22 protein-coding genes and 1 pseudogene are annotated in these 25,109 nt (G+C 59.4%); 7 read left to right on the forward strand and 16 right to left on the reverse strand.

Features of this window, described 5'->3' with window-relative positions; all coding sequences use genetic code 11:
* The 6 genes and pseudogenes from GAL01_RS14390 to GAL01_RS14415 form a co-directional block, all read right to left on the reverse strand.
* Positions 1–495, reverse strand: a pseudogene (locus GAL01_RS14390) (PD40 domain-containing protein); the annotation flags it as partial.
* Entirely contained in the window at positions 492–1,787 is a 1,296-nt protein-coding gene (locus GAL01_RS14395; protein ID WP_062031596.1) for a serine hydrolase domain-containing protein, read from the reverse strand. The gene GAL01_RS14395 and the pseudogene GAL01_RS14390, both read right to left, overlap by 4 nt.
* Entirely contained in the window at positions 1,784–4,171 is a 2,388-nt protein-coding gene (locus tag GAL01_RS14400; RefSeq protein ID WP_062031593.1) for a penicillin acylase family protein, read from the reverse strand. Before GAL01_RS14400 ends, GAL01_RS14395 begins: the two co-directional genes overlap by 4 nt.
* 17 nt (positions 4,172–4,188) lie before the next feature.
* Complete coding sequence (locus GAL01_RS14405) at positions 4,189–5,424, reverse strand: FAD-dependent oxidoreductase (protein ID WP_099253360.1); 1,236 nt, start codon at positions 5,422–5,424, stop codon at positions 4,189–4,191.
* Positions 5,425–5,587: 163 nt separating this feature from the next.
* Positions 5,588–7,195, reverse strand: a complete 1,608-nt coding sequence (locus tag GAL01_RS14410) for a serine hydrolase (RefSeq protein WP_062026967.1) — start codon at positions 7,193–7,195, stop codon at positions 5,588–5,590.
* A 139-nt stretch (positions 7,196–7,334) separates the two neighbouring features.
* Complete coding sequence (locus GAL01_RS14415) at positions 7,335–8,225, reverse strand: LysR family transcriptional regulator (RefSeq protein ID WP_099253362.1); 891 nt, start codon at positions 8,223–8,225, stop codon at positions 7,335–7,337.
* A gap of 253 nt (positions 8,226–8,478) precedes the next feature.
* Between GAL01_RS14415 and GAL01_RS14420 the strand changes: the two genes are divergently transcribed.
* On the forward strand, positions 8,479–9,648 hold the full coding sequence (locus GAL01_RS14420) for an FAD-dependent oxidoreductase (RefSeq protein WP_062027629.1): 1,170 nt from the start codon (positions 8,479–8,481) through the stop codon (positions 9,646–9,648).
* A gap of 237 nt (positions 9,649–9,885) precedes the next feature.
* Here GAL01_RS14420 and GAL01_RS14425 read toward each other — a convergent pair whose 3' ends face one another.
* On the reverse strand, positions 9,886–10,839 hold the full coding sequence (locus GAL01_RS14425) for an AraC family transcriptional regulator (RefSeq protein ID WP_231865218.1): 954 nt from the start codon (positions 10,837–10,839) through the stop codon (positions 9,886–9,888).
* Between the two features lie 83 nt (positions 10,840–10,922).
* On the opposite strand from GAL01_RS14425, the gene GAL01_RS14430 reads away from it, so the two are divergent.
* A complete protein-coding gene (locus tag GAL01_RS14430) occupies positions 10,923–11,750 on the forward strand; it encodes an oxidoreductase (protein WP_062027622.1) in 828 nt (275 codons plus the stop codon).
* Between the two features lie 70 nt (positions 11,751–11,820).
* Here GAL01_RS14430 and GAL01_RS14435 read toward each other — a convergent pair whose 3' ends face one another.
* Positions 11,821–12,720: a LysR family transcriptional regulator gene (locus tag GAL01_RS14435; protein WP_062027620.1), complete on the reverse strand. Its 900-nt coding sequence runs from the start codon at positions 12,718–12,720 to the stop codon at positions 11,821–11,823.
* 101 nt (positions 12,721–12,821) lie between these two features.
* Here GAL01_RS14435 and GAL01_RS14440 point away from each other — a divergent pair, with 101 nt between their 5' ends.
* Positions 12,822–13,583, forward strand: coding sequence for an SDR family NAD(P)-dependent oxidoreductase (locus GAL01_RS14440; protein ID WP_062027618.1), 762 nt, complete (start codon positions 12,822–12,824; stop codon positions 13,581–13,583).
* A gap of 422 nt (positions 13,584–14,005) precedes the next feature.
* Here GAL01_RS14440 and GAL01_RS14445 read toward each other — a convergent pair whose 3' ends face one another.
* The 5 genes from GAL01_RS14445 to GAL01_RS14465 all read right to left on the reverse strand — a co-directional run bounded on the left by GAL01_RS14445 (position 14,006) and on the right by GAL01_RS14465 (position 18,828).
* Positions 14,006–15,004, reverse strand: coding sequence for a hypothetical protein (locus tag GAL01_RS14445; protein WP_062027616.1), 999 nt, complete (start codon positions 15,002–15,004; stop codon positions 14,006–14,008).
* Positions 15,005–15,460: 456 nt separating this feature from the next.
* The gene (gene yghU, locus GAL01_RS14450) at positions 15,461–16,339 is read right to left on the reverse strand and encodes a glutathione-dependent disulfide-bond oxidoreductase (protein ID WP_062027614.1); all 879 of its coding nucleotides are present in this window, start codon (positions 16,337–16,339) and stop codon (positions 15,461–15,463) included.
* Positions 16,336–17,055 (reverse strand): glutathione S-transferase family protein, encoded by a 720-nt coding sequence (locus GAL01_RS14455; RefSeq protein ID WP_062027612.1) that lies wholly within the window; start codon positions 17,053–17,055, stop codon positions 16,336–16,338. The genes yghU and GAL01_RS14455 overlap by 4 nt, the downstream gene beginning before the upstream one ends.
* Positions 17,056–17,164: 109 nt before the next feature.
* Positions 17,165–17,842 carry a peroxiredoxin-like family protein gene (locus GAL01_RS14460; protein ID WP_062027610.1) on the reverse strand — a complete coding sequence of 226 codons (678 nt, stop codon included), beginning with the start codon at positions 17,840–17,842 and terminating at the stop codon, positions 17,165–17,167.
* A 275-nt stretch (positions 17,843–18,117) separates the two neighbouring features.
* Complete coding sequence (locus GAL01_RS14465; RefSeq protein ID WP_062027608.1) at positions 18,118–18,828, reverse strand: helix-turn-helix transcriptional regulator; 711 nt, start codon at positions 18,826–18,828, stop codon at positions 18,118–18,120.
* 84 nt (positions 18,829–18,912) lie between these two features.
* Here GAL01_RS14465 and GAL01_RS14470 point away from each other — a divergent pair, with 84 nt between their 5' ends.
* Complete coding sequence (locus tag GAL01_RS14470; RefSeq protein ID WP_062027606.1) at positions 18,913–19,311, forward strand: VOC family protein; 399 nt, start codon at positions 18,913–18,915, stop codon at positions 19,309–19,311.
* Positions 19,312–19,470: 159 nt separating this feature from the next.
* Entirely contained in the window at positions 19,471–20,349 is an 879-nt protein-coding gene (locus tag GAL01_RS14475) for an SDR family oxidoreductase (RefSeq protein ID WP_062027604.1), read from the forward strand.
* Positions 20,350–20,693: 344 nt separating this feature from the next.
* On the opposite strand, the gene GAL01_RS14480 is transcribed toward GAL01_RS14475, so the two are convergent.
* The gene (locus GAL01_RS14480; RefSeq protein ID WP_306417707.1) at positions 20,694–21,386 is read right to left on the reverse strand and encodes a LysR substrate-binding domain-containing protein; all 693 of its coding nucleotides are present in this window, start codon (positions 21,384–21,386) and stop codon (positions 20,694–20,696) included.
* 8 nt (positions 21,387–21,394) lie between these two features.
* Complete coding sequence (locus GAL01_RS16190; RefSeq protein ID WP_306417706.1) at positions 21,395–21,616, reverse strand: LysR family transcriptional regulator; 222 nt, start codon at positions 21,614–21,616, stop codon at positions 21,395–21,397.
* Between the two features lie 160 nt (positions 21,617–21,776).
* On the opposite strand from GAL01_RS16190, the gene GAL01_RS14485 reads away from it, so the two are divergent.
* Both GAL01_RS14485 and GAL01_RS14490 read left to right on the forward strand, forming a co-directional pair.
* Positions 21,777–22,766, forward strand: a complete 990-nt coding sequence (locus tag GAL01_RS14485; protein WP_062027601.1) for an amidohydrolase family protein — start codon at positions 21,777–21,779, stop codon at positions 22,764–22,766.
* 573 nt (positions 22,767–23,339) lie between these two features.
* Entirely contained in the window at positions 23,340–23,540 is a 201-nt protein-coding gene (locus tag GAL01_RS14490) for a hypothetical protein (RefSeq protein ID WP_062027598.1), read from the forward strand.
* Between the two features lie 732 nt (positions 23,541–24,272).
* On the opposite strand, the gene GAL01_RS14495 is transcribed toward GAL01_RS14490, so the two are convergent.
* The coding region (locus GAL01_RS14495) for a GlxA family transcriptional regulator (protein ID WP_099253364.1) at positions 24,273–25,109 on the reverse strand (837 nt) is incomplete at its 5' end.

The following is a 25,109-nucleotide window of genomic DNA, read 5'->3' on the forward strand; positions in this document are numbered from 1 at the left end:
GCCGCGCATGAAGGCCAGCAGGCGTCCGTCCGGGGAAAAGACGGGGCTGTGTCCTTCTCCGGCGGTGGTGGTCCGGCCATCGGGCAGGAGGACACGCACGGTTTCCTTGCCCGGGATGGCCGCGTTGCCCGCATTGGGGGCGTGGTCGTTGGGATATTCCGCATCGCCGCCTTCGACGAAGGCCAGTGTCCGCCCGTCCGGGCTGAGAGCGAGGCCCCACAGATCGGTCCCGTCATCCTGCGTATAGGCCGTGACCCGGCGGGGGGCAGCGCCTCCGTCCGAGATCAGGATGTTGCGGATGCCGTCCCGACGTTCGACCCAGGCCAGACGCGCCGATTTCGCAGCGCCGGTCAGGCCGTTGGCATAGGGCATGGCCAGAAGGGCACCCAGTTGGGTTTTGTCCTGCGTGGGGGCGGCGTTTGCGCCGGAGACTGCGCCAGAGACTGTGGTGGCGAGGAGCGCCGAGGCGGCGAAGAGGGACAGGCGAAGGGTCATGGAATGTCTTTCCCGGCTCCGGCGAGGGCTGTGAAGATCTCTTCCTCGACGCGGGTGAATGATGAATAGGTGCCCGGACGTTCCTGCCCGGCGTCGGGGAAGCCGTCTGCGGCGAACAGGAAGCCGTCGCCGGTTGCGGGGTCGTACCAGAAGCCCGAATGCAGCGAATAGGCATCCCCGAGATGGCCGGCCAGATCGCCGGAATAGCCTTTATAGGGCCGGGTTTTGCGGCCCGAAGAATCCCGCGCTCCGGTCAGGCGCGCCATGCTCAGGCCATAGCTGGCGATCGGGTAGGGGCAGTCGCCGTTCTTTCTGTCATACTGCCAGGTGGGCGTCTGCATCAGGGCGATGCTGTGGGCCGAAAGCAGAGTCTTGCCGTCCAGCGTGCCGTGGCCGAGCATGAAGCGGGCCAGCCGGGTCAGCCCTTCCATGGAAATACGCAGGCCGCTCTGGGGGGAGAACAGCGTGCCGTTGGTTCCGAGCGTGTAGGGGGCGAGGGAGGCGGCGCTCCAGCTTGGGGTCAGGGGCTGGGTGTCGGTTTCTGCCTCCCATCCGTTGGGCTGGTGGCTGTAGAGCGTGGCGAGGCGTTCGGGATGGGGCAGGGCCGTGCGGTTATAACCGCCGTCGATCCCGAGGGGGGCCAGCACATGCGTCTGCTGGTAGCGGTCGAAGCGTTCGCCGCTGACACGTTCCATGATCGTGCCGACGAGGCCGTAGCAGAGATTGCAGTAGCTGAACCATGTGCCCGGCGCGTGCCCGTCGCGGTGAGCGAAATGGTAGCCGGGGTCGCCGGGTTTGCGGGTGGTGTCGAAGAACGTGCTGATTTTCTGGTCAGGAGGGAGCGTGTAACTGTCGGCGTCGCGGATGCTGGAAGTGTGGTTGAGCAGCATCCGCACCGTGATGGGTGCCTGGGGGAAATCCGGGTTACGGAGCCGGAAGCCCAGATAGTCTGAGGCATCGTGATCGAGGTCGATCTTGCCCTGCTCGACCAGTTCCATCAGCCCGATGGTCGTGATGACTTTCGAGATTGAGGCGATGCGAAAGAGGGTCTGTGGTCCGACGGGAACCGTTCCGTCCGGGGTGCGTCGTGCAAATCCGCCGTAATAGCTGTAGGCGACGCGACCGTGCCGCAGGCGGACGGCGGCGATGGCGGCCAGCGGACGGACTTCGCCCTGTGTCAGGATGCGATCCAGCGCGTGTGTGGTTTCGGTGGCGGACTGGGCGTGTGTCTGGGCGTGTGCTGCGGATGACAGGACGGCGATGGCGGCGAGTGTGAGGCTCCGGATGGTCATGGCTGGGCCTCAGGCCGCAGCGTGATGCGGCGGACCGCGGCGGCATCGACACTGTGGGGACTGAAGGACAAAGGCTGCATGACGCCGCGCAGCCAGACGGGCAGGAAATCGGCGTAATGCGGCGATTTCGGATCAGCGGACTGCCCGGGGAAGTTGAGATACAGCGAGCGGTCCCAGTGGCCGACGTCACACACCATCAGATAGCTGGCGCCTCCGGTCGTGGCATAGGCGTCGGCACCCCCGGTCTGGGGACTGTACCAGCGGGCCATGACGGTATAGGGGTCGCCGCCGCTCTGGGCGGAGGGGCCGCCGACCGTGGGGAAAGCCGCCGCGATGGCCGGGACGGAAGCGAGCGGATGACGCAGCGTGATAGTATGGAGTGCCCCCCAGCGCCATGCGGCGGGGAGCGGGCCGAGGCGCTTCCGCAACTCCTGAACGGCTTCCCGGAACTGTTCGACGAGCATCCTGTTCCGCGCGCTCACCGGATCTGCGCCAAAGCGGGCATCGGGAGACTGGAACAGGGAGAGCTGAACCGTGGCGTTCACGGGGCCCGGAAGGAGATCGTGCAGAGCGGGTGGGATGATGAGGGCATGCAGGGCGCGTTCCAGGCGCGTCCACCAGACTTCATACAGCGCGGCCGCCGCACTCGACGCATCGACGCGGCCGTTCCATGCTTTGAGCAATGCGGCCTCTGCGGCGAGATCGGGCGGGACGTCGGGCAGGAGCCGGACCATTTGCAGGGCCAGCACGGAGAGTGTGTCGTGTTGCAGGGCTACACTGTCCGCAAGGGTCGCATGCGGTGTGGCATCCAGCATCTGGGCCACGCGCTCGTGTCGGAAGCCGTCGCGCCATTCGAAACTGACGCGCCGTTCCTCGACCGGATAGTCGGGGGGCAGGTTCATCTCATTGGATGTTCCGAACCAGCCGCGTGCGGGATTGAAGCTGCTGGGCAGGGCTTCGAGCGGCTGAAGGCCCTGCCAGTCATACCGCCCGTCTCCCGGTGCGGGCATCAGCCCGTCATGTCCCGGCGCACGACGCGGCAGACCGCCTGCGGCTTGCCAGCCGATATTGCCGCTGGTATCGGCATAGGTGAAATTGGTCGGGCTGGTATGGACGCGCAGGGCTTCGCGGAAGCTGGGCCAGTCATGGGCCAGATTGATCCCGATATTCGCCAGAAGGCCGTTCGCACCGGGGGCGAGCCAGGTGGCGGAGACTGCCGTGGCGCGGTTGCGTGCCGGATCGCGCGAGACGACCGGCCCGTGCACGGAATAGAACAGGCTCACCACGCGCTCGGCCTCGCCACGGACTGCAATCCGCGTCTCGACCTGTTCCATGCGTTTCCAGCCGCCCTGATGGGCATAAAGCAGCGGATCGGCGGGGTTGGTGCGCAGAATGAACAGGTCTTCCTGATCAATATGGAAATTCGTCCGTCCGAAGGCGATCGTCGCGTTATGGCCCTGCATGACGCCGGGCATGCCCGCGCCGCCGCCACCGATGACATCCAGCCCCGGCGCCGTCAGATGGATGACGTGACGCGGGCCGGGCACGCCGAAGGACAGATGCGGGTCGTTGGCCAGAATGGGACGGCCGGTTGCGGTGCGGGAGGGGGCGATGACCCAGGCATTGCTGCCCTCGTTTCGTCGTCGCGTGCCGTCATCGGCTGCGGCGCGGATGTCGTGGCGGGGCAGGGGAGCCTGAAGCACGCCGAACAGTCCGAGATCGGTTTCGCTGATGGCGGCTGTGTCCAGACCGTCCGGCACCCGCAGGTCATGGACGGGTTCCAGCGGCGTGATGAGGGCGTCGTAAGCCAGTGCTCCACGAGCGGCCAGTCGGGCGCGGCGGATTTCGGTGCGGGTGTTGCCGGTAACTTCGGCGCGGATGCGGATCAGGTCCAGCACATCCCAGTGCAGGGGTGTGGTGGCGAAAATGCCGAATTCCGGAGGCAGCAGGCCGGGTGTTGCGCTGACTTCCACGATGCGCGCATTGATCCCGGCGACATAGGCGCGGGCGCAGTCCTGGGTCAGTTGAGGAAAGGCCGCGAGTTCGCCCTCGGCATCACCGCGGAACAGCACCAGCCGGTTGGCGGTGTCGGAAGGCACGAAGGCCGGGCCGAACACTTCCGCCAGACGCCCCAGAGACTGGCGGTGGCCGAAATCCAGCTCCCACAGGCGATCGCGGGCGATGAGATAGCCGTCTGCAAAATAGGCGTCGGGGATGCTCTGGGCGCGGACATGGAGGACGCCCCAGCGGTCTTCCAGAATTTCGACCGGCTGGCCGAGGCCTGCCAGCCCCTGAAGAGGCGCTGCGGCACGGGCTTTGCGTCCCGGCGCGGACAGGGTGGCGGCGACGCCGCCAAAAAGAACCGTGCGGCGGGTGGCCTGCATAAGAGCCTGTTCCTTTTTCAACTGATGGCGCGGGAATTGCACCCGGCCACGATCTCTTTCAGTCTCAGGGCCGAGCCGACCGAAAGTGTGAAGCCAAGGGCGCCCTGCCCGACATTGAGCAGAAGATTGTCATACCGTGTGCGGCCGATGATCGGAACGCCGGTGGGGGTGGCGGGGCGCAGTCCGGCCCAGGGCGTATCGTCGCCCTGACCCTCTGGGCCTTGGCCCAGCGCGCCCGGAAGCGTTTCGTTCACGAGCGCGCGGAGTTCGCCGAGACGTTTGGGGTTCAGGCGTGTGTCCTGCGCGCCGATATCGACCATCGCGGCAACCCGCAGACGGTCGCCTAGCCCGGCATAGACCACGCGGTTATCGTAATCCGTTACGCTGACCGAAGGGACGAGGCCGGGGCGCGGGCGTGTGCTCAGGCTATAGCCTTTCAGGCCGTAAAGCGGCAGGTCGATCCCTAAGGGACGGGCCAGTTTGCGGGAGGCGATCCCGGCTGCGAGAACGACGAGATCGGTCTCGAATGGCTTGCCATCAAGCAGGACGGCGCAGCGGTTTTTCGAACCGGCCGTGAGCGCGGCGTTGCCGTGGATGAGACGGAAGTTCGGCGCCGCTGCGAGGGCTTCGCGCAGGGCTTCGCAGAACAGGAAGCAGTCTCCGACTTCGTCTTCAGGCGAGAAAATGCCGCCTGCAATCTGTCCGCGCAGACCTGCGAAGGCCGGTTCGATATCGGTGCATTCGGAAGGGGAGAGGGCGCGCTGGCGTTCCGGATCGCTGATGGATTTCGCGGCTTTGCGGAAGGTGGCGGCGTTGCGGTACAGGACGAGCTTGCCCGGACGCCGCCAAAGGAAGTCCCGTAAGCCTTCCTCGCGATAGGTCTGAAGTTCCGCCTGTCCGCTGAGGGCCAGATCAAGCAGGACAGCGGCATTGCGACGGTTTGTCTGCCGGTTGCAGGCGCACAGGAACGCGAGCAGCCACCGCCACTGGGACGGATCGGCTTTCAGTCTCAGGGAAATCGGGGAGTTGGGGCGGAAAAGCCAGCCCAGGGCGTCTCGCGCGATCCCGGCATCGGCCAGCGGGCTGACATAGCGGTAGCTGAGCTGACCGCCATTCGCGAAGCTGGCTTCCTGCCCGACGTCCTCGCGGCGTTCGATCAGGGTGACGTCATGTCCTTCCCGGACGAGGGCGTAGGCGGCTGTCAGGCCGATAACGCCTCCGCCGATGATGGTGATGGTCCGTTTGCCGGCCATAAAAATCCTGAGCGTCCAGAGGCTGGGCGCGGGGAGATGCTGCGGTCTCCTGCGCCGTTATCATGACCAAAACCTACATTTCCCAAACCGGTCGGGCCAATGCAAAGAGGCCATCCTCCCATAACCTGCGGTTAAGGCGTTGTTTTGCAATGGGAACAGGCAGTCAGGGTTTGGGCGCTTCCGGAGAGGGATGAATTTTTTTCGGGTGCAGATCCTGTGCATCGAAGCTGAAATCGGAGCCGATGACCTGCATTTTCAGACCGCTCACCTGACCGGACAGGTCGCGTTCGAACTGGACATAGGAATCGTCGTCAGCGTCCTGCGCACGGTCATCCCAGCGGACAGTGAACAGATCATGTGGCAGGGCGGAGAGCGTTCCGGTCAGGCCATCGGCATGGCTGAAAGACATCCGCAGATCCTTTCCCCGGCGGCTGATCGTGATCGGGCCGCGCCAGTCGTCGCGATAGGTTCCGACATAATCCTGCTGCGCCTCATGCGAGAGGGTGATGAAAGGCCGGGCGGGCGAGCCGGGGCCGGTTTCGGCGGCTTTTTTCCTGTCGGCCGCCTCTTTGGCATTTTGTGCGTTCTGGAAATACGTGACCCAGTCCACACTTTTGCCGTTCGCCACATAGGCGCTGAGTTCCGTCGCGATGGCGAAAGGGGCCGCGTGACTGTAATGGTTGGTCAGAACGATAATGGCTGATTTCCGTTCTGGCAGGAACGTCACATAGCTGACCATGCCGCTGATGGTGCCCGTGTGCCAGACGCGTTTGAGGCCGAAGAAATCCTCCATGAACCAGCCGTAACCATAGGCGCGGAAATGGGTCTGTGTGGCTTCTGCCGTGTCGGGCAGCGGCAGCAGGCCGTGTGGTGCCCAGAGCGCATCGCGGCTGGCCTGACTGAAGACCTGCCGACCGTTCGGGGCGCGGCCGCCATTGAGATAGGTCTGGGCCCAGCGCGTCACGCCATCGGCGCTGCACCAGATGCCGCCTGCCGGGGCCACGCCGGGGGGGCGCAGGGCGCTGCGGTCCGGCAGGGCGGTGCTTTCGCCTTCGCCGATGGCCACGTTCGTCTGCCCTTTGACGGGCGGTGTGCTCTGACAGGCGGGAAGGTCCGCGGCATCAATCAACTGCTTCTGGACGACCTCTTCCCAGCTCTGTCCTGTCATGCGTTCCACCAGAGCTCCGGCCACGACGTACAGAAGATTGTTGTAGGCGTATGTGCTGCGAAAAGGGGCCGTGAAGGGCATGAAGGGCAGGCCCGCCAGAATTTCCGGGCGGGTGAAAGTGCTGTGTGAAAACAGCATCAGGTCTCCTGCGCCCTGTCCCATGCCGCTGTGATGCGTCAGCAGGTCCGAGACGCGGAAGTCCCGCGTGATGGCGGGGTCGGCCACGCGGAATTCCGGCATATGGTCGATCACGCGGTCATTCCACCCCAGTCTGCCCTGATCCACCAGTTGCGCCAGTGCGGTTGCGGTGAATTCCTTGGTGTTGGAGCCGATGGCAAACATCGTGCGGCTGTCGACCGGTGCGCTCGCGCTGTCCTGGGTGCGTCGTCCATAGCCGCGGCTGAACACGACTTCGCCGTCCTGCACCACGGCCACTGCAATTCCAGGCACATTAAAGGCCGAGCGGGCGCGTTCCACCGTGTTGGTGATGACCTGCTCGGTCAATCCCGCCGGTAGCGTTGCGGCGTGGGTGGCGTATGCCGTGCAAAGAAGGAGCGCTGCCGGGATGGCGCGCATGAGGGACTGTCGGAGAGGCTGGATCATGGACGGCTCTGGGTGCGGTTTTCCGGCTCCGGACCAGGCGGAAGCCGTGACGAAAGATGCCCGATTCAGAGCATGAAATGCTGCGCCTGTCCTGCCTTAAGATGCGGGGTGCCCTTAACTCCGGGTTAAGCGGCGTCCGTCATTTTTTCAGGGCGCGCAGATCGACGTCCAGTTCGCTGCGGAGCAGGGCGAGGATGTCCTGCGAAATATGTGACAGGGCATGATCGGCCCGGAACAGGACGGTACAGCTGACGCTCAGGGGCGGAGAGAGGGGGCGGGGGGGGGCCAGTCCCGGATGGTGCAGGGCCGTTACGGCATCCACGATGGCGCATCCTCCCCCGAGGCGCACGAGTTCGGCGGCCATGAAATGGGTCCGGACCCGCACATGGGTTTTGGCCGGGACGCCGGCTTCTTCGAGCAGCATGTCGAGCATGCGGGCCGTGGGATCGTTTTCGCTCAAGCCGATATAGCGCTCGGGATTGATGTCGGTGACGCTGACGGGGCCTTCGCCGTCCTCGCCGTCGATCATCATCAGCGGGATGTCCGCAAGATGCAGCGCCGTCATCCCTTCGAATGTGTAGTCGCCGAAGACGATCCCGAGATCGAGGTCATGGTTCATGATGCGTGAGACGATTTCGGTGCCGTGCATGGCATCAATCGTCAGTTCCATGCCGGGATGATCCTTGCGGTAACGCTGCACCACGCGTGGCACGAGGCTCAGGCCCAGACTTGGGACGCATCCGATGCTGATCGAGTGTCCGTCGCGCGCATAGCGCAGATTGTTGGTCAGGCGCTTGAGATCGGACAGTTTTTCGAAAATGGCGTTGACATGCGGCAGCATGATGCGGGCTTCCCGCGTCGGAACAAGCCGCCCTCCCGCCCGCTCGAACAGGGCAAATCCCAGCGACTGCTCGGCGTAGCGCAGGACCTTGCTGGCGGCCGGTTGTGAGACATGCAGCAGTTCCGCGGCACGTCGCAGCGAACCCGTCGTCATGATCGCATAAAAAACTTCGATCTGGCGCAGGCGCATTGGCGGTCCTTGTTCTGAAGGCGGGGTTTCTGAATGTTTCGCGGCGGCACCAGATGGGGCATCCGGAACCTTCCGGATGAATGAAACCCTTTTTACGTTTCTTTTGCAAAAGGAGATGTGGCTGGGGGCATTCTTCAGCAAAGCCCATAACCTGAGGCTATGCTTTGCGGGTTTTTTGAGAATTCCATTTCCATCCGGCTTCCCTGATGCTCATTGCCTCATGAACTCCCTGTCCCAGCCGGAAGGTTTTACGATGCCTCTTCTTTCCCGTCGGCATGTCATGGCAGGAGGCGCGTCCGTTGTCGGCCTTTCCAGCCTCTCCGCCTGCGCGACCAGACCTCTTTTCAACCCTGATCTGGATGCTGACGTCCGTTCCATTCCGGTGATCCGGGCGCGGACGGACAGGATCGACCGGATTACGGTTTGTCTGCGTCCGTTCAGGGCTGCCGGGCCACGTCTGGAGGTCGATCATGTGGGACACAAGACGGTCGTCCATAATTACGGGCATGGGGGAAGCGGCTGGTCGCTGTCGTGGGGGAGCGCGAAGCTGGCTGTGGAGCGGGCGTTGCCTGTCAGTCGCAATATCGGGGTGATCGGATGTGGCGCGATCGGGCTGACGACGGCCATCGTCGCCCAGCAGGCTGGCGCGCAGGTTACGATCTATACCGAGGCTCTGCCGCCGTTCGTGCGTTCTTCACGGGCGTCCGGGAGCTGGACGCCTTCCTCCCGTATTGCCAGCGCAGACGCCGTTACGCCGGAATTTGCCAAACGTTGGGAGACCATGGCCCGGTATTCGTTCTCCTGTTACCAGAGCCTCCAGGGGCTGCCGGGAAATCCGGTGGAATGGGATACGTTCTATGGACTGCATTCCCGTGAACCCGCGGCCCCGCATGCCGATCCCATCGGTTTTGCCAGACTGGACGAGCGTATCCGGGACATCGACCCGCAGGGAGACCTGATCCGGGTGGACGACAGTCGGCTTCCCTATTCGGAAGTACACAAAAAGCCCAATCTGATTTTCAATGTGGCCAGTTATTCGGATTACCTGATGCGGCAGTTTCTGGAGCGGGGCGGCAGGGTCAAGGTCCTGACCCTTCATCACCCGTCGGAACTGACGGCTCTTCCGGAGCCGGTTTTCATCAACTGTACCGGGTATGGTGCGCGGGCACTTTGGAATGACACCAGCATTGTTCCCGTGCGCGGACAGATTGCATGGCTTATTCCCCAGCCGGAGGCGCTGTGCAGCATGAGTTTCGAGAATGTTTATGTCGTTTCCCGAAGAGATGGCATCGTTGTCCAATGGCTGGGTGACGATATGGGGTTCGGTTACGACAATACGGACGAAACGCCGGATCTGGCCGAGGCGAGACGCAGTGTTTCGGTAATTAACGGGCTCTATCGGAGGATGGGGTACAGGATTTGAATATTTTTCGGCTATGCGTTTCAGGCGGGAGAGAGGGCTGCTCTCGGCCTGGGGCGTGAAAACCGTGAGTTGCTGGAACGAATGGATGGGGTTGAGCCCTATCCGTGTTCCAGTCGCAATTTCAGCGGAGCATGAAGCGGGCTCTGGAAATTCGGAATTTTCATTGCCCACAACAGTCTTTTTTATTCTGGTGCCCGGTCCAGAATTCGTCCACGCCGCCTAAGAGCCAGTGTACAGTCAGCCGATCTCGGGTGCTAGATTTTGGCGCCGAGCCTGTGTCGGTTCTCCCAGATGTTCTTGCATCCATTTAGCCTCCTCGCTTGGGGTGCGATGAAAGTGGCGTTTGAAGTCCCGACTGAACTGGGCGGGGCTGGCATAGCCAACTTCGGCAGCAATCATGGCCATCGAACTCTTACGCTGTGCAACCATCAACCGGGCTTCGTGTAGCCGCAAAGCCTTGATGTATTGAATTGGAGTTGTTCCAGTGAGGGTCTTGAAGTCGGCGTGATAGGAAGGAACGCTCATACCGGCCTCGGCAGCCAGTTCTGGTACCGATAATCTGGCATTATAGCGTTCGCGGATCAGTGCCAGGCTGTGTACGATCCTGTCTGTCGTGTCGTTGCCACGCAGCGCTGCCATCAGGGCGTTCCCCTGTGGACCTATCAGGACACGATAATGCAATTCCCGGAGTAGCCCCGGACCAAGAATGGCAAGTTCCTTCTGATGGTGGAGAGCGTGAAGCAGACGCTGAAGCACGTCCGCAATGGAAGGCATCATCCGACTTGAAACCATGCTTTTTGCTCGCACTCCCCCGTCATGACCAACGTGTCCCTCCAGGGCTCTCACAATTTCAGCGGCCAGACGCAGGTCAAAATCAAAGTAGATGGCCAGCAGAGGTTGGTCGGAACTGGCCTGCGACGCCATCCGAAAAGGTACGGGAACCGAAACTGCAAGATAATGGTCGGCGTCATAGCGGTAGACCTCGCTATTGAGGAAACCTTGTTTGGCCCCTTGCAATACAAAGACTGCACCAGGGCGATAAAGGACTGGCACATCTTCAAGGACGGTCTCGGAACGCAGGATGCGGATACCGGGCAAAAGCGTGGCGTTGTAACCAGTTCGCGGTGCGAGTGCGGCGGCTAGAACAGGGAGAGAAGAAGGTGTGGAATGAGGGATCATAGAATCAGGCAAGAATATCAGAGGAACCGCAATAGATAGCGCATCATTTCAATATTATTGGTCAAGGCATGAATGCAATCAAACAGAGCAGGGCCATGACAAAGCAGACTTTTTTCATCACAGGCGCCAATTCAGGCTTCGGGTTGGCCATCGCACAGGCTGCCCTTGGAGCAGGTCATCGGGTGATTGGTACAGTCCGTTCGCAAACCGCAAGAGCGTCGTTACTGGGGCAATTGCCGGATGTTTGCATCGTCCTGTGTGACGTCACCGAGTTCGACCGTATTCCCGCCATCGTCGCACAGGCAGAAGAAGATCACGGTCCGGTTGACGTACTCATCAACAATGCCGGGTATGGCCATGAAGGTATTCTGGAAGAATCCCCTTTAGAGGAAATGCGCCACCAGTTCGACGTGAATGTCTTCGGAGCTGTTGCCGTCGCCAAAGCCTTCCTGCCCCACTTTCGCGAACGTCGTCGCGGGTTTATTGTGAACGTGACATCAATGGGTGGTCTGATCACCATGCCGGGTTTGGCGTCTTACTGTGGTAGCAAATTCGCTTTGCAGGGCATTTCGGAGGTCATGCGCACGGAAATGGCGCCCTTCGGCGTTCATGTCACCGCACTGTGCCCCGGATCATTCCGCACAGACTGGGCCGGGCGTTCGATGGTGAGGACTGAGCGCTCGATCGGAGACTATGATACTCTGTTCGAGCCGATCCGGGCTGCTCGACACGAGAAGAACGGCAGACAATTGGGCAATCCGGCGAAACTCGCCGCGGCAGTGCTTCAGTTGGTTGCGTCGGACACGCCTCCACCTCAACTCCTTTTGGGGAACGATGCTCTGCAACTGGTGCGTGACCGTCTTTCTCGTCTGGAAAAGGAAATTGCGGATTGGGAAGAATTAACCCGATCAACAGACGGCTGATCCTTCCGGAAAGCGGTGGTCGACGACATCAGGTTTGATTTTGTCGATGCCGGGCTTCTCGCGGCAGACCTCACGCGCTCGGAAGGAGCCCGGAGCCGATAATTTCCACCAACCAGTCGACGAAGACACGCACACGCGGAGAAAGTTGCCTGTTGCTCGGGTAGAGCACCGAGAGCGGCGTGGGTGTCGGTGGAAAATCGGTCAAAACCTCAATCAACCTGCCATTCTCAAGATCATCAATGAAGCGGTAACGTGGGGCCTGCACGAGGCCAAAGCCTTGCCGCGCGGCCGCGGCACTGGTTTCAGCGCCACTGACCAGGAGTTGCGTCGGCAGTATGATTTCGATCACTTCGTCTCCGCGCGTGAACTCCAGCGGCAGGGGCTGGCCGGTGCGCGACGATACGAAACCGATCATCTGATGGCCTTGAAGGTCCTCCGGTGTCGTGGGCATTCCATGCCGCGCCAGATAGTCCGGACTGGCCACTGTGATTTCTTCCATCACCCCCAGGGGGCGGGCCACCATGTCGCTGTCAGCAAGAGGGCCGGCCCGCACGACGCAATCCACACCCTCCCGGACCAGATCGACAAACCGTTCGCCCTCTCCGAGATGGACGGTCAGGGCAGGATGCCGCATGAAAAACTCGGGCAGCGCCGGCAGCAGGATGGTGCGCGCGAGGTAGCCGACGACGTCCACGCGTAAAATGCCGGAAACAGTTCCAGCCGCTTCACGATCCGCGTCCTCGAGATCGGCCAGGATCGCGATGCAGCGCCGATAATAGGCGGTTCCTTCCACCGTAGGCCGGACGTGCCGGGTCGAACGTTGTAGCAATCGGGTGCCAAGCCTGCTCTCCAGCGCCTTGATCGCAGCGGTCGCGACAGGTCGTGAAACACCACAGGCGGCTGCCGCAGCACTGAAGCTGCCGCGATCAACAATGCGGATAAAAAGATCGAGCGTGGCAAGCCTGTCCATGGGATTGTTCCATGATGCAAAACAATGCTTTCGGAAAGGATGATCTTATCGAACGGGCGATGGGATGAGCAATATGGGGTTCCCACCAAACGGAGAGTCCCATGCCTGAAGTCAAAACAATTGCCCTCGTCACAGGTGGAAGCCGAGGCCTCGGGCGTTCGACGGTCGAGGCGCTTGCACGACGCGGTGTTTCATCGATCTTCACCTATCACGCCAACAGGGTTGCTGCTGACGCGGTTGTCGCCAGCGTAGAACGCAGCGGAGCACGCGCTGTGGCCTTGCAACTCGATACTGGCGATACTCATACCTTTCCGCCCTTTGCCAATGAAATTCAACGTGTGCTGGGCGACTGGGGGGCTGAGCGTTTCGACTACCTCATCAACATGGCAGGGACGTCACATAGCGGTCTGTTCGGCGAGGTGACGGAGGAAGATCTCGACGCAGCTTATCGTGTTCACGTGAAAGGCCCGTTCTTTCTAACGCAGGCGCTACTGCCATTGATCGCGGATGGCGGCCGGATCGTGAACATCTCTTCCGGGCTGACCCGTTTCTCTTACCCTGGCCGGATCGCCTACGCCTCTATGAAAGGGGCAGTGGAAGTCATGACACGTTACATGGCAAAGGAACTCGGCCCACGCCGTATTGCCGTCAATACAGTTGCACCCGGCGCCATCCAGACGGATTTTTCAGGCGGTGTAGTGCGGGACAATCCGGACGTGGCCCGGCACATCGCGGAAGCAACCGCACTTGGGCGCCCTGGAGTGCCGGATGATATCGGCCCGATGATCGCCTCGCTGCTGTCCGAGGACAATCGCTGGGTTAATGCACAACGGATCGAGGTCTCCGGCGGCCAGGCTATCTGAGTGCGAACAGCCAGCTTGAGGGCATTTGTCATAAACTGGTAACAGGCTGAGAAAATTCTTCCCGATATTGTGGTCGTGGCTGCGCTGTATGGCTGTTCGTAGTCGGAACATTTGTCGATGAGCAGTAATGTCATGACCGACGACGGGTGACTGCTTTCAGGAAATGCCGCGAGTTTCCTGTATGCCCGAGATGAGGGCGTGAGCGGACTTTTTTTCATGTAATCTGGCGGCGGGCGATAAAGCGTCACAGCGTGCCGACTGCGACATGGTGGCCATCATCGGCCAGGCGGCACGTAGATCCAGAGACAGCGTACGTGATGACATCCAGCGCCGACCTCTATTTCGGCCGTCATCTTGAATCATATCACCGTCAGGTTGGGAATCCCTTGCGTTTCAGTTCGCGCAGAAACCGCTCTGAACATCTAGGGCGTCCGACTGGGCTTCGGTCCCGAAATAGTCGGCGCGAAGCGTGTGGGCAGGTGGGCCTCGAACTCGGCCGCCGCGCCGTTCTCGCTGTCCTTGATCTTGCTGAACCGCGTACCCGGCGGCAGCAGGATCTCGCCTTCATGGGTATAAGTGCTGACTGGCCGCGTATCGACCGGGAGGATCGCATCTTTGTCCCTGACGATCCTGATCTTCTCGGCGACCTTGTCCGGCCCGAGACGACTAAGATCGGTTGCCACCGACGTGCTGGTCGGGTTGTGCTTGGTCAAGCTCGCGCCCGCGTGTAGCGCGTCCTCCCCGGTGCCGGCGTGGACCACACGATGAACAGTTGTTCCTTCGAAGGCGGGCATGCTGTGCCAGTGCTGCTTCAAAGAATTGAGGCTCGCCACACCGTCGGCGATTTCATGAGGCTGCATTGGACGATTCAGTTTGGTGGTACGGTCGTATTTGGTAAATTTGTTCGCAATACCCGTCACATTCTCATACTTCTCCCGTGTGTAGGCACCGAAGACAGGGGCGGCCGTATCGAGATCGGTATGTTTCTGCAAATCGATTTTCGGCATCGTGCCGAAGTAATTCAGAACTTGCGCGCGATGCTGTGGCATCTGCCCATGAGTAAGCTTGTCGTAAGTCTGTCCAGCATCGACGTCGTGCATCTTTCCGGACAAGGCGCTGTTTATCGCCGCCGTGCGCTGCGTCGCCGACCATTCGGGGTTGAGGAACGAAAGCGTCGGCGTCCTCTTCGTGGTTTCCCGTTGCACCATTGCCGAGACGGAAGCCAGCGTCTGGTGCAGGTTCTGCTGTTCGGTTCGCGCGATTTTCTCCCTCGTAGAGAGGGGCGCCTCCTGCTTCATCATCAAGGCGAATTTATCTGCCGACCCGGCGTCTGCCCTGACGGGAGTCCCTTTAGAGGAAGGCGGCGCGGCTGCCCCCCGATCGACGCTAGCGTCACGGCCATCAAGGCGGGGTGGCAACATGCGGCGTGCATCCTTATCGGTATTCGGTTCCGTATCTTGGCCCACGAGCATAGGCGCACAGCCTTACTTGAACCTGACCCGGCATGCGGCCGATACCCGACAGTGTGGGCATGCGGACAGCCAGGACCCAATGACCGTCATTCGCCTAGGCCTTCGAGATCAGGGGAGCATAAGCTTGCCTGTTACGAAAAGAGAATGATAGTGCCGGGAAGGTCTTTCATGCCTCGATCAATGCCAGCGATCAGGAGTTAGGCGAGATCGTTGTGCAGGCTCTCAATGTCTGCCAGCCAAACTCTCTGCAAACGTCCGCTTCTGGGCATTCCAATCGGTATGCTCATGTCTGGCATGAGGCAGTTGCCGCCTGTCTGTTCTGGTTCTCTTGAGCAGACAGTCGAATTAGAGGGAAGCGGCATGTCCGGTTTCGGAAATGCGTGAAAGAAACCGGACGTCGATGATCTATGTCTTGCTGCCGAGACGATCCTGCGTTTTTGTCTCGAAATCGGAAGCGTCGTGACGTTCATGAAGCTGGCTTGAGAGATCTCCGGATGTCCGGTTGACCATACGACCACGCTGAACGGCAGGTCGTTCCAGAAGTCGGTCCGCCCATGCCCTGAGATGGGGATAATCCTGAACGCTCAGGAATGTGGCAGCATCATTATAGAGCCAACCCTCTACCAGGCCACCATACCACGGGAAAATGGCCATATCGGCAATTGTATAGTCTTCGCCAGCGATGAAAGGGCTTTCCGCGAGACGCCGATCAAGGACATCCAGTTGTCGCTTGGCTTCCATGGCAAACCGATTGATTGCGTATTCGATTTTCTCTGGCGCATAAGCATAGAAATGCCCAAATCCGCCGCCGAGATAAGGTGCACTGCCAACCTGCCAGAAAAGCCAGTTCAGGCACTCTGTCCGATGGACGATATTTTTGGGAATGAAGGCACCGAATTTTTCCGCGAGATACAGCAGGATTGACCCGGATTCAAAAACGGCCAGAGGCTGATTGCCGCTATGATCGACCAGGGCCGGAATTTTGGAATTCGGATTGATCTCCGTAAAGCCGGAGCCAAACTGGTCCCCTTCGCCAATACGAATAAGCCATGCGTCATATTCGGCCTGCGTATGACCGGCAGCAAGCAGTTCCTCAAGCAGGATCGTGACTTTGACGCCATTGGGTGTGCCAAGGGAATAGAGCTGGAGAGGGTGTCGGCCAACGGGCAGGGTCTGCTCGTGGGTGGCGCCGGCAGTCGGGCGGTTCGTACTGGCAAATTTACCGCCACTTGGTGCCGTCCATGTCCAGACTTTGGGGGGTGTATAATCGGAGGGTCCGCTCATGAGATTGTTCCTTTTGACACCGGGGAGAAACTGGTCGGATACATGGCCTGACGCGCGTCTTGATCCATGACGGTCTTGAATGCGTGCCCGTTCATGATGGCATGGGCACGCTCGACTGTTGGACGAGCGTTCATCATGTCCATAAAACGGGTAAGATTGGGCCAGCGTTCAAGTGGCTCGTCTTTACCTTTCATGACCCGTGCTGCCCGGTCCAGCCAGCCCCATGCTGACATATCCACAATCGTATAACGGTCGCCGACAATGAAAGATCGCCCCTCCAGGTGATCGTTCAGGACCTGATAATGCCGCTCCACTTCACGACGGTATCGATGGACCGCATAGTCCAGACCTTCCGGTGCGGCATGCTGGAAATGCACAGCCTGTCCTGAGAAGGGGCCAAGACCCGTTGCAACAAACATCAGCCAGGACAAAAGCTGGGGGCGATCCTGCGCCGTTCCGAGGAACTCTCCTGTTTTCTCGGCCAGATAGAGAAGGATGGCCGTGGAATCGAACAGGACTGCGGGACTGCCCTGTGGACCATCCGTGTCTATGAGAGCAGGAACCTTGCCATTGGGATTGATGGCCCGAAACGCGGCATTATGCTGGGCACCACGATAGGTATCGACCGGTATGGCTTCGAAAGCCATGTCCGTTTCAGCCAGAAATAGCGCAATTTTCGCCGGGTTCGGACCGGGACCGTAATAGAAATGGATCATGTGCCGCTTTCCTTGAATTCAATGCTGGGAGAGTTCCCGTGCTGAGGGCGCCCGGACGTAGCTCCCATACAGTCGACAGGGCTATGTCCAGACGCTGGAACATGGATGTTTAACCGGCTGACGATCGCTTTGCTTTTCGAAGTGCTGGCAGCATGTCTTCCGGCTCCGGGCGTCGGGTATAGTCCGGATTGACCTCGGCATAGAGGATTACGCCGTCCTGCCCGATGACGAAACGGCCAGGCATCGGCAACGTCCAGCTCTCATCGGCATTGAAAGACGGAAGATCGTTTTTCAGGTTGGTGTAGAGGTCCACGAGATAGTCCGGCAGGGCAAACCGCAGACCGAACTCTGATGCAGTGTCGTTATGCGGATCTGACAGGATGGGGAAGTCGAGATGGTTCTGACGGACCGACTTGCGGCTGTTCACGGCCGTCTGCGGTGAGATGGCAATCAGGCTTGCGCCGAGCTCACGGAAAGACGGAAGTGCAGCCTCAAGAGCCTGAAGCTCCATGTTGCAGTAGGGGCACCACACACCACGATAGAAACTGATGACTAGTGGGCCTTTTGACAACAGATATTCGGAGGACACCGGATTGCCCTCCGGGTCGTTCAGAGTGAAGGAAGGAGCCTGATCACCGGCTTTGAGCGCATTTTCCGCTGCACCCGAAGCGATCAGTTCAGCGGTTGCACGGTGCATGACCTCAATCACCGAAGCCGGAACATTATAAGGCGGGTTACCCGCTTCGAAATCAGCCTTGAAAGCGTCGAGTTTTGTTTGAAGAGACATTGGTATTTCCTTTGAAATGAAGCAATGCCTGACGTTAGGGCCGCTGGTTTTTTCAGGGATGACGGCATGGAGGACTATTGATCATTCCATGTCGGAATGGCTGTCAGTCAGAGATATTGGCGCGTGGGTAATCGGTGTATCCGTGCGCCCCGCCGCCACTGGCTCTGCCTCCAAGATCAGCTTCGTCGCCTTATTTGAAAACCAGTCGCTGAGGCGAGCGGCCGGAATTGTGAAGAATGAATGCGGATATAATGAAGGATATGGTAGCAAAGCGATCAACCTGCTTCATTCTTAAACTTCGCAAGTTCCGATACGCGTGCGGCCTTCCACCGCTGGAGCAGTCGGTGGCGAGGCTCACCTATCTGCTCAGCCAGAATTTCGACCGCGTGTATCCGGTCCGTACGGAAATGCCGGAATCCCTGTCGCAGTTCGCACCAGGCAATCAACATGCGTGTGATATCCGAATAACCTAGAACCACCGGCCATATTATGCGCTCGGTTAGCTCCCCCTGTTGATCGCGATAACACAAGCGCAGCTTAACCCCGACACGGATTGCCGCTCGCAGGCTCGCTGCATCGGCCGTGTCTTGTAATGCCTCCAGAGACGGCTGTGCGTGTGTGCTCGGATCGCTGATAAACGACTGCATGGGCTTGGGAACGATCGCTGAAACCTTGGAGAGAACGTCCAATGCGGCGCGTGACAGCGTTGTGTCACCATGGGCCGCTACCCACTGTGCGCCCAGAACAATCGCTTCAAGTTCAGTCGGAAGCAGCGCGAGCGGCGGCATGTCATATCCGGTCCCCAGTACGTAGCCAACGCCAGCTTCGCCTGAAATGGGTATGCGCTGTCCCGTCAGATGCGCGATGTCGCGGTAGACCGTACGGATCGAAACTTCCAGTTCGTCGCCCAGCATCCGCGCCGTGACAGGGCGAGATGAGCGGCGCAGGATCTGGATAATCTGAAAGAGACGATCAGTGCTGCGCAAAGGCTTTTACAATCATGCTGACAGAATGCTGTCAGCATGATTGTGCCAAAAGGTGGAGAGCACAACCTCCACAGGAACTGACCAATGAAGTTTGCCTCTACCCGCCTGATTGCCGCCGATATTACCAGTATGGTGGCCTTTTACGAACTGGTGACCAGACAGTCTGCTGAATGGCTTTCCCCCCAGTTTGCTGAAATCGTAACTCCTGGCGCGACGCTTGCGATTGGAAGTGCTGAGACAGTAGCGCTGTTCATGGAAGGGAGTGCTGAACCCGGTGTAAATCGCACTGCTGTCCTGGAGTTTAGGGTCGATGATGTGGATTCTGAGTTCACGCGTCTGAAAGGAAGGGTAGACGTTGTGATCGAGCCGAAACTTCTGCCTTGGGGTAACCGCACGGTCCAGTTTCGTGACCCCGAGGGCACAATCATCAGCCTGTTCACGCCCGTGACTGAAGCCGCCCGCGCCCGCTTCGGAAGCCGCTGATAAAGCACGGTCCCGCAGATGTATAACTCCGTTTGACCGTATATGCCGGATTCTTGCCCGTGGCGAGCTACAGATCGTGCATGTGCAGATCCTCTGCCTCTCGTCCATCAGAGCCATTGGAGAGAGTTGAATGAGACTTATGAGCGCCAGGATATGAATATGCCCAGATTGGACACGAATGAGTTGGTCGTCATCACAGGGGCCTCAAGCGGCATCGGAGCTGCAACGGCTCGAGAAATGGCCCGTCGAGGATTTCATGTCCTGGCCGGCGTTCGCCGCGAAGAAGATGCTGCTGCATTACGCGACCAGAATATTGAGCCCCTGATCCTGGACATCACGAATAAGGATCATGTTCAGGCCCTGACGGATCGGGTTCAGAACGATCCCGCAGGCAGGGTGTTAAGAGCTCTCGTGAACAATGCCGCTATCGGTGCGAACGCGCCTGTCGAGGTTTTTCCCCTGGAAGCTTGGCGTCAGCTTTTCGAGGTTAATTATTTCGGACACATCGCGGTTACGCAAAAGCTTTTGCCGGCCTTGATCCGCAGCAAAGGGCGGGTAGTTAACATCAGCTCGGTCGGTGGAACCATCGCAATGGCGACTTATGGACCTTATGGAGGAGCGAAATTCGCCCTAGAGGCGTTGAGCGACTCTTTGCGACGCGAAATGCTGCCGCTCGGGGTCGACGTCATCGTGATCGAGCCAGGTGCAATCAAGACGAAAATATCAAGCCGCGCGATCGCCACAGCCAACAAAGTTGCAGCCACCATGACGTTGGAACAGCGCAAGCGCTACGGCGACCTGATACATGCCGTTACTGCTCAGGCAGCCGAGGCGAACGAAAATGGGCTTACCGCTGACGCAGCAGCCCACGTGATCGCTTCGGCCATAACAGTCCGCAAGCCGCGCACGCGGTACGGTATCGGAAGGGAGGCATCCATGATCGGCATCGTCCGGATGCTCCCAGACCGGGTTGTAGATCGCATCCTCGCATTCGTCCTTCGCCGCTACATGCCTAAACCGACACGCTCAGCACAGTGAACGAATACATTCGCCCTAACAGCTTTGTCACTTAAGCTCGCAATACTCTTCGGCTGCCTTTGGGGAGAGGCGAAGAACCGACTGTCTCTCTCCAGCAGTCAGCACGCATCTTTCGATTTTTGTCCACATCAACGGAGCATTTGATGTCAGCGATCAAGAGCTTTCTGCCGAGATAACATGTCACGAACGCGTAGACCTCTTCATGCCGGTCCATCGTGAACGAGAATAATAATGAGAACACAACCCCGCCAGCATGGCCCGGGAGCGCTAAGCTCCGCTTTCAGGCTGAGAAATCCATCAGCGTCAAGCGAAACCGTGGATTAGCCTGCCGAAAGTGGCCGTCCTCAGCAAGCGAGGACTTCGCGGCAAACTGTCTGGACTGTGTCGCGAAGCCAGCGATGGGCAGGGTCAGCGTCCAGCCTGGGGTGCCACATGGCGGAAATGGCGATTTCAGGCGTTTTAACGGGAAGCTGGAACAGTCTCAGGCGTGATATTGCTGCATCAGCTTTTGAAAAGCCTGCGAGACACGACCGCGGGACATGCGTCACCAGATCCGATTGTCGCACGATTTCGAGCGCGTCGGGAAAGCCCGGCACGACGACCGAAACGGTGCGTTGGTATCCCAGTTGCTCCAACGCATCATCAACCGGCCCCCTGAATGTTCCGCGTCGTGAGGTCGCGACATGGCCGCATGCGGCATAGCGCGCGATACTGATATCCTCGTCCAGAAAAAGGACGTGGCCGACGCGTGCCACGCCGACGAACATATCCCGGAACAGGAGCCGGCTTCGGATTTCGGGCGCAGATGTGCCCCGGACACCGATCTCCAGATCAAGCTGTCCCTCCCGCAATGGCAACGCGTCCTTGTCAGGCTTGGGCGCAAACCGCAGGCGAACCCGTGGTGCTTCTTTCAGGATGGTTGTCACCAGCGGCGCTGCAACAATATTCAGAAAGCCTTCATTGGCGCGAAGGGTGAATGTCCTATCCAGCGCTTTCAGATCCAGTTCCCCATGTCGAGGGCGTAGGACGTCCTGCACGTCCTGGGTCAGGACATGAACCGCTCGCGGATATTTACTGCATAGGGCGTGGGCACGAGATGCCGCCCCGCCCGCACCAGTAACGGATCGCCGGTGGTCGAGCGCAGCCGTGTCAGGGTGCGACTCATGGCGGACGGACTGAGTCCGAGCCGGCGGGCCGCGCCAGTCACGCTGGCCTCGTCGAGCAGCACATCGAGCGCTGTCAGAAGGTTGAGATCCAGGTTTTCCATGCACTGAGCCTATCGACAATGACCGGCGACAGATAGCGTTGCATGCAATGATACTTTGATCTTCATGCGTCTGGCGCCTGCTCTGGTTCCACACCTATTTTCGATGACGTGAAAACAGGCATGTCCGTCGGGATGGCAGCCTGTGGAAAGGAACCATTCCATGAAGTTGATTGGTATCGAAGAACATTTCCTGACCACCGAAGTGAAGGACGCCTGGTCTGCCATCGGTCTTGAAGCCGCTGATCCAAGCGTTGCGTTCCATGGGGGACCGCTTGAGAAGCGGCTAGCTGATCTCGCCGAAGAACGACTGTCCCTCATGGACGAAACAGGGCTGGACGTTCAGGTGCTTTCGCTCACTACACCGTCACTGCACGATCTTGGACCCAACAGTGTCGATCTGGCGCGCCGTGCCAATGATGCCGTGGCAGAAGCGGTATCTCGTCATCCGGATCGCTTTCAGGCGCTGGCAACGCTGCCCGTAGCGATGCCCGACGAAGCCGCACTGGAACTCGAACGCTGCGTCAGGACGCTCGGCTTCAAGGGAACGATGCTGTGTGGGCGGGTAGGCCATTGCAATCTGGACCATACTGATCTGCTCCCGATCTTCCAGAGTGCGGCTGCATTGAAGGCGCCGATTCTGCTTCATCCCAGAGCGCCACAACAAGATGTCCGGGATGCCTACTACTCCGGATTCAGCCCACAGGTGGATGCTGCGTTTTCCTGTTTTGGTCTCGGGTGGCATTACGATGCTGGCATTCAGTTTCTGCGTCTCGTGCTGGGGGGGCATTTCGATCGCTTTCCGGATTTGCAGGTTATTCTGGGCCATTGGGGCGAACTGGTCCTGTTTTATGCCGAGCGTATTGCGAACATGGATCGTGTGTCCGGGCTCCATCATTCAATAGCGACATATTTCCGGCGTAACCTGTATGTCACGGCCAGCGGTATGTTCCTGCCGCATTATCTGGAACAGGCAGCACGGATCGTCGGTCGGGACCGGCTGCTGTTTTCCACCGACTATCCGTATCAATACCGCCCCGGCGGCGACGCACGACGCTTTCTCGAAAACTGCGGTCTGGATGAGGCCGGCAGGCAGGCCTTCTCGCATGGCAACTGGGAACAGTTGACAGAAAATCTGCCTCACGCGTTCTAAACGGCCGACGGGACAGCCATAGGGGCAGTCGCTTTCTTTACAGGCGTGTAGCGTCTTCTTCAGGAGGGAAACTGCGATGCGAAGGTGGATTATGGTGCTTTTGGGACCGCGAGACCTTACTGACCTTGTTTCTGTGCTCGAAACCTGACCACCTCCTGTTCAGCTTCAGCTTTCAGTGCAGCAAGCCCCAGTCTGAGATGGGTCTCGAGGCTACAATTTTCGTAAAGAGGCGCGATCAAGGGGCCACTTGATGCTTCGATAAAGGTAACTTTACTTCTCTCATCGGACACTGTTTTCACATCTCAGCGTGTGATGCCACTATATCAAGCCATTGCTCCGTAAAGCATAACCATCATACCTGGCTTTACCTTGGCAATGCGTGGTTATGCTTGATTAAGCCGCAGTAAACTGGCGCGTTTCGGTGGAAAATGGCCCCTCAAGCTGTGCACGTTTAAGATAACTGTATCATCGCGGCCAGCTGGCTAGGCTGGTCAGTAGGTGCCATGCCGTTTCTGACGATGTGTTAATTATGGTTGAGCATGTCGCATGAACCGGGCCGTACGGTATGGAGGGATGATTGAGACTGTGGCTCTCGACCTGCCTTCTCTGGCCTCGGTTCATACAGCAGTGGTTGCTGTTCCGGCCCTGATCCGCGACCACCGCGTAACGCCGCAGGTGCTGATACTAAATGCTGACGCGCAGCTCATGGGAGCGCCTCAATATAGCGTAAATGGTTACGGAAAGACTTTTGCGACCAACTGCCTGGGTCATTGATTCAGTTAATCGCCTTTGATCCCGGTTTGGTCGTAGAGACCAGGTTGAGCCTGTGGGCACCGGTATAGAGGTTGATGCGGGCCAGCCTCACCAAAAGGCTGTTTCAAGCCCGGGGCAGCATCGCGTTCTCAGGCAACGCTCTTGCCTGTTGGCTTTTGACCTGGGGTTTGCGCGCGCATCAGGAAAGTATATCCAGTCCAGCAGTGGCCATTCGATCGAAGTGCGTTCGAGTGCCATGTCATACGACGTCGGTCGCGCGCAATGCCCCGTATCGCCACTTCAAGGACCGCGATGCGCTGCGATTGTGGAGCGGAACTTCAAAATGCTGGTCCTGGTTCTGTAAACGAGCGCGTGTCGGCGATGCAGAATCCATCCAGCGGCTGAGGGCAGCACCAGACGCGTTCATCAGGTATGGGCGAGACTATCAGGCCCGATACAGACAGTTGTTCAGCAATCCTGTTATCGCTGCTGCGGGGCTCGTTGGAGATGCGCAGAATGCGGAGACATTGCCGCCGATCCCCGTACGGGAGTTGGCAGGACTGATCTACGCAACAGCCCATGGACTGATTGATTTGCAAGGTGGTGGCCGCATATGCGAGCAGAAAGGCTTGGCGGCAGCAGCGCAAGGCGTGGCGCTACTTTTGCTCCTTCTAGGGCCGTCGCCGAGTAATTTCGTGTCCGGAATGTTGCGATTGTGAATTTTGTACGGGTATGTACAGCATGAACGGTGTTTCAGCCCGGATTACCGTTTGCATTGCGCCGGACAGCCTGAGGCGGTTGGTGAAACTCGCGCAGGAAGGCGCGCCGCATCCGTTCGGGATCATGGAACCCGGTCATGACTGCAATAGCTTCAATGGGGAGGGTGGAGCGCTCGACCCGCTCCCGGGCTGCTTCCAGACGCAGTTTCTCGACCGCTCTGGCGGGACTCATTCCCACCGCTGCCCGGAAACTGCGAGAAAAATTGCGGGGGCTCATGCCGGCCTGACTGGCCAGAATATCCACGGTCAGACGCTGTTTCAGGTTGGAGCGGATCCATCCCAACAGTTCGGCAAAGCGTTCCTGAGTGCTTCCCATCTCAAGAAGTACCGAGAACTGGGACTGTCCTCCGGGACGGTGATAAAAAACGACCATCTGCTGGGCCGTGCGATGCCCCACTTCTGTCCCGAGGTCTTCCGTCACCAGCGCAAGGGCCATATCTATGCCTGCGCTGATGCCAGCAGACGTCCAGACCGGGCCATCATGGACATGAATGGCATCGGCCGAAACCATGACTTCTGGAAACAGTGCTTTCAGAGTTGCAGCCTGTTGCCAGTGTGTCGTTACGCGGCGTCCATCGAGCATTCCGGCCGCCGCCAGCAGAAAGGCCCCGGTACATACGCTGCATATCCGCCGCGCCGTGGTCGCCTGATATCGGATGAAGGCCTGTAATTCCGGACAATTCATGGCCTGCCTGTGGCCTTCGCCTCCGACAACGACAAGCGTATCAAACGACCCTGCCGCTGCGAGCGGAACCGTCTTGATTGCCATTCCGGAAGACGACCGGACCAGACCACCATGGCGGGACAGGGG

The organism is Gluconobacter albidus, from assembly GCF_002723915.1.
Classification (GTDB): Bacteria; Pseudomonadota; Alphaproteobacteria; order Acetobacterales; family Acetobacteraceae; genus Gluconobacter; species Gluconobacter albidus.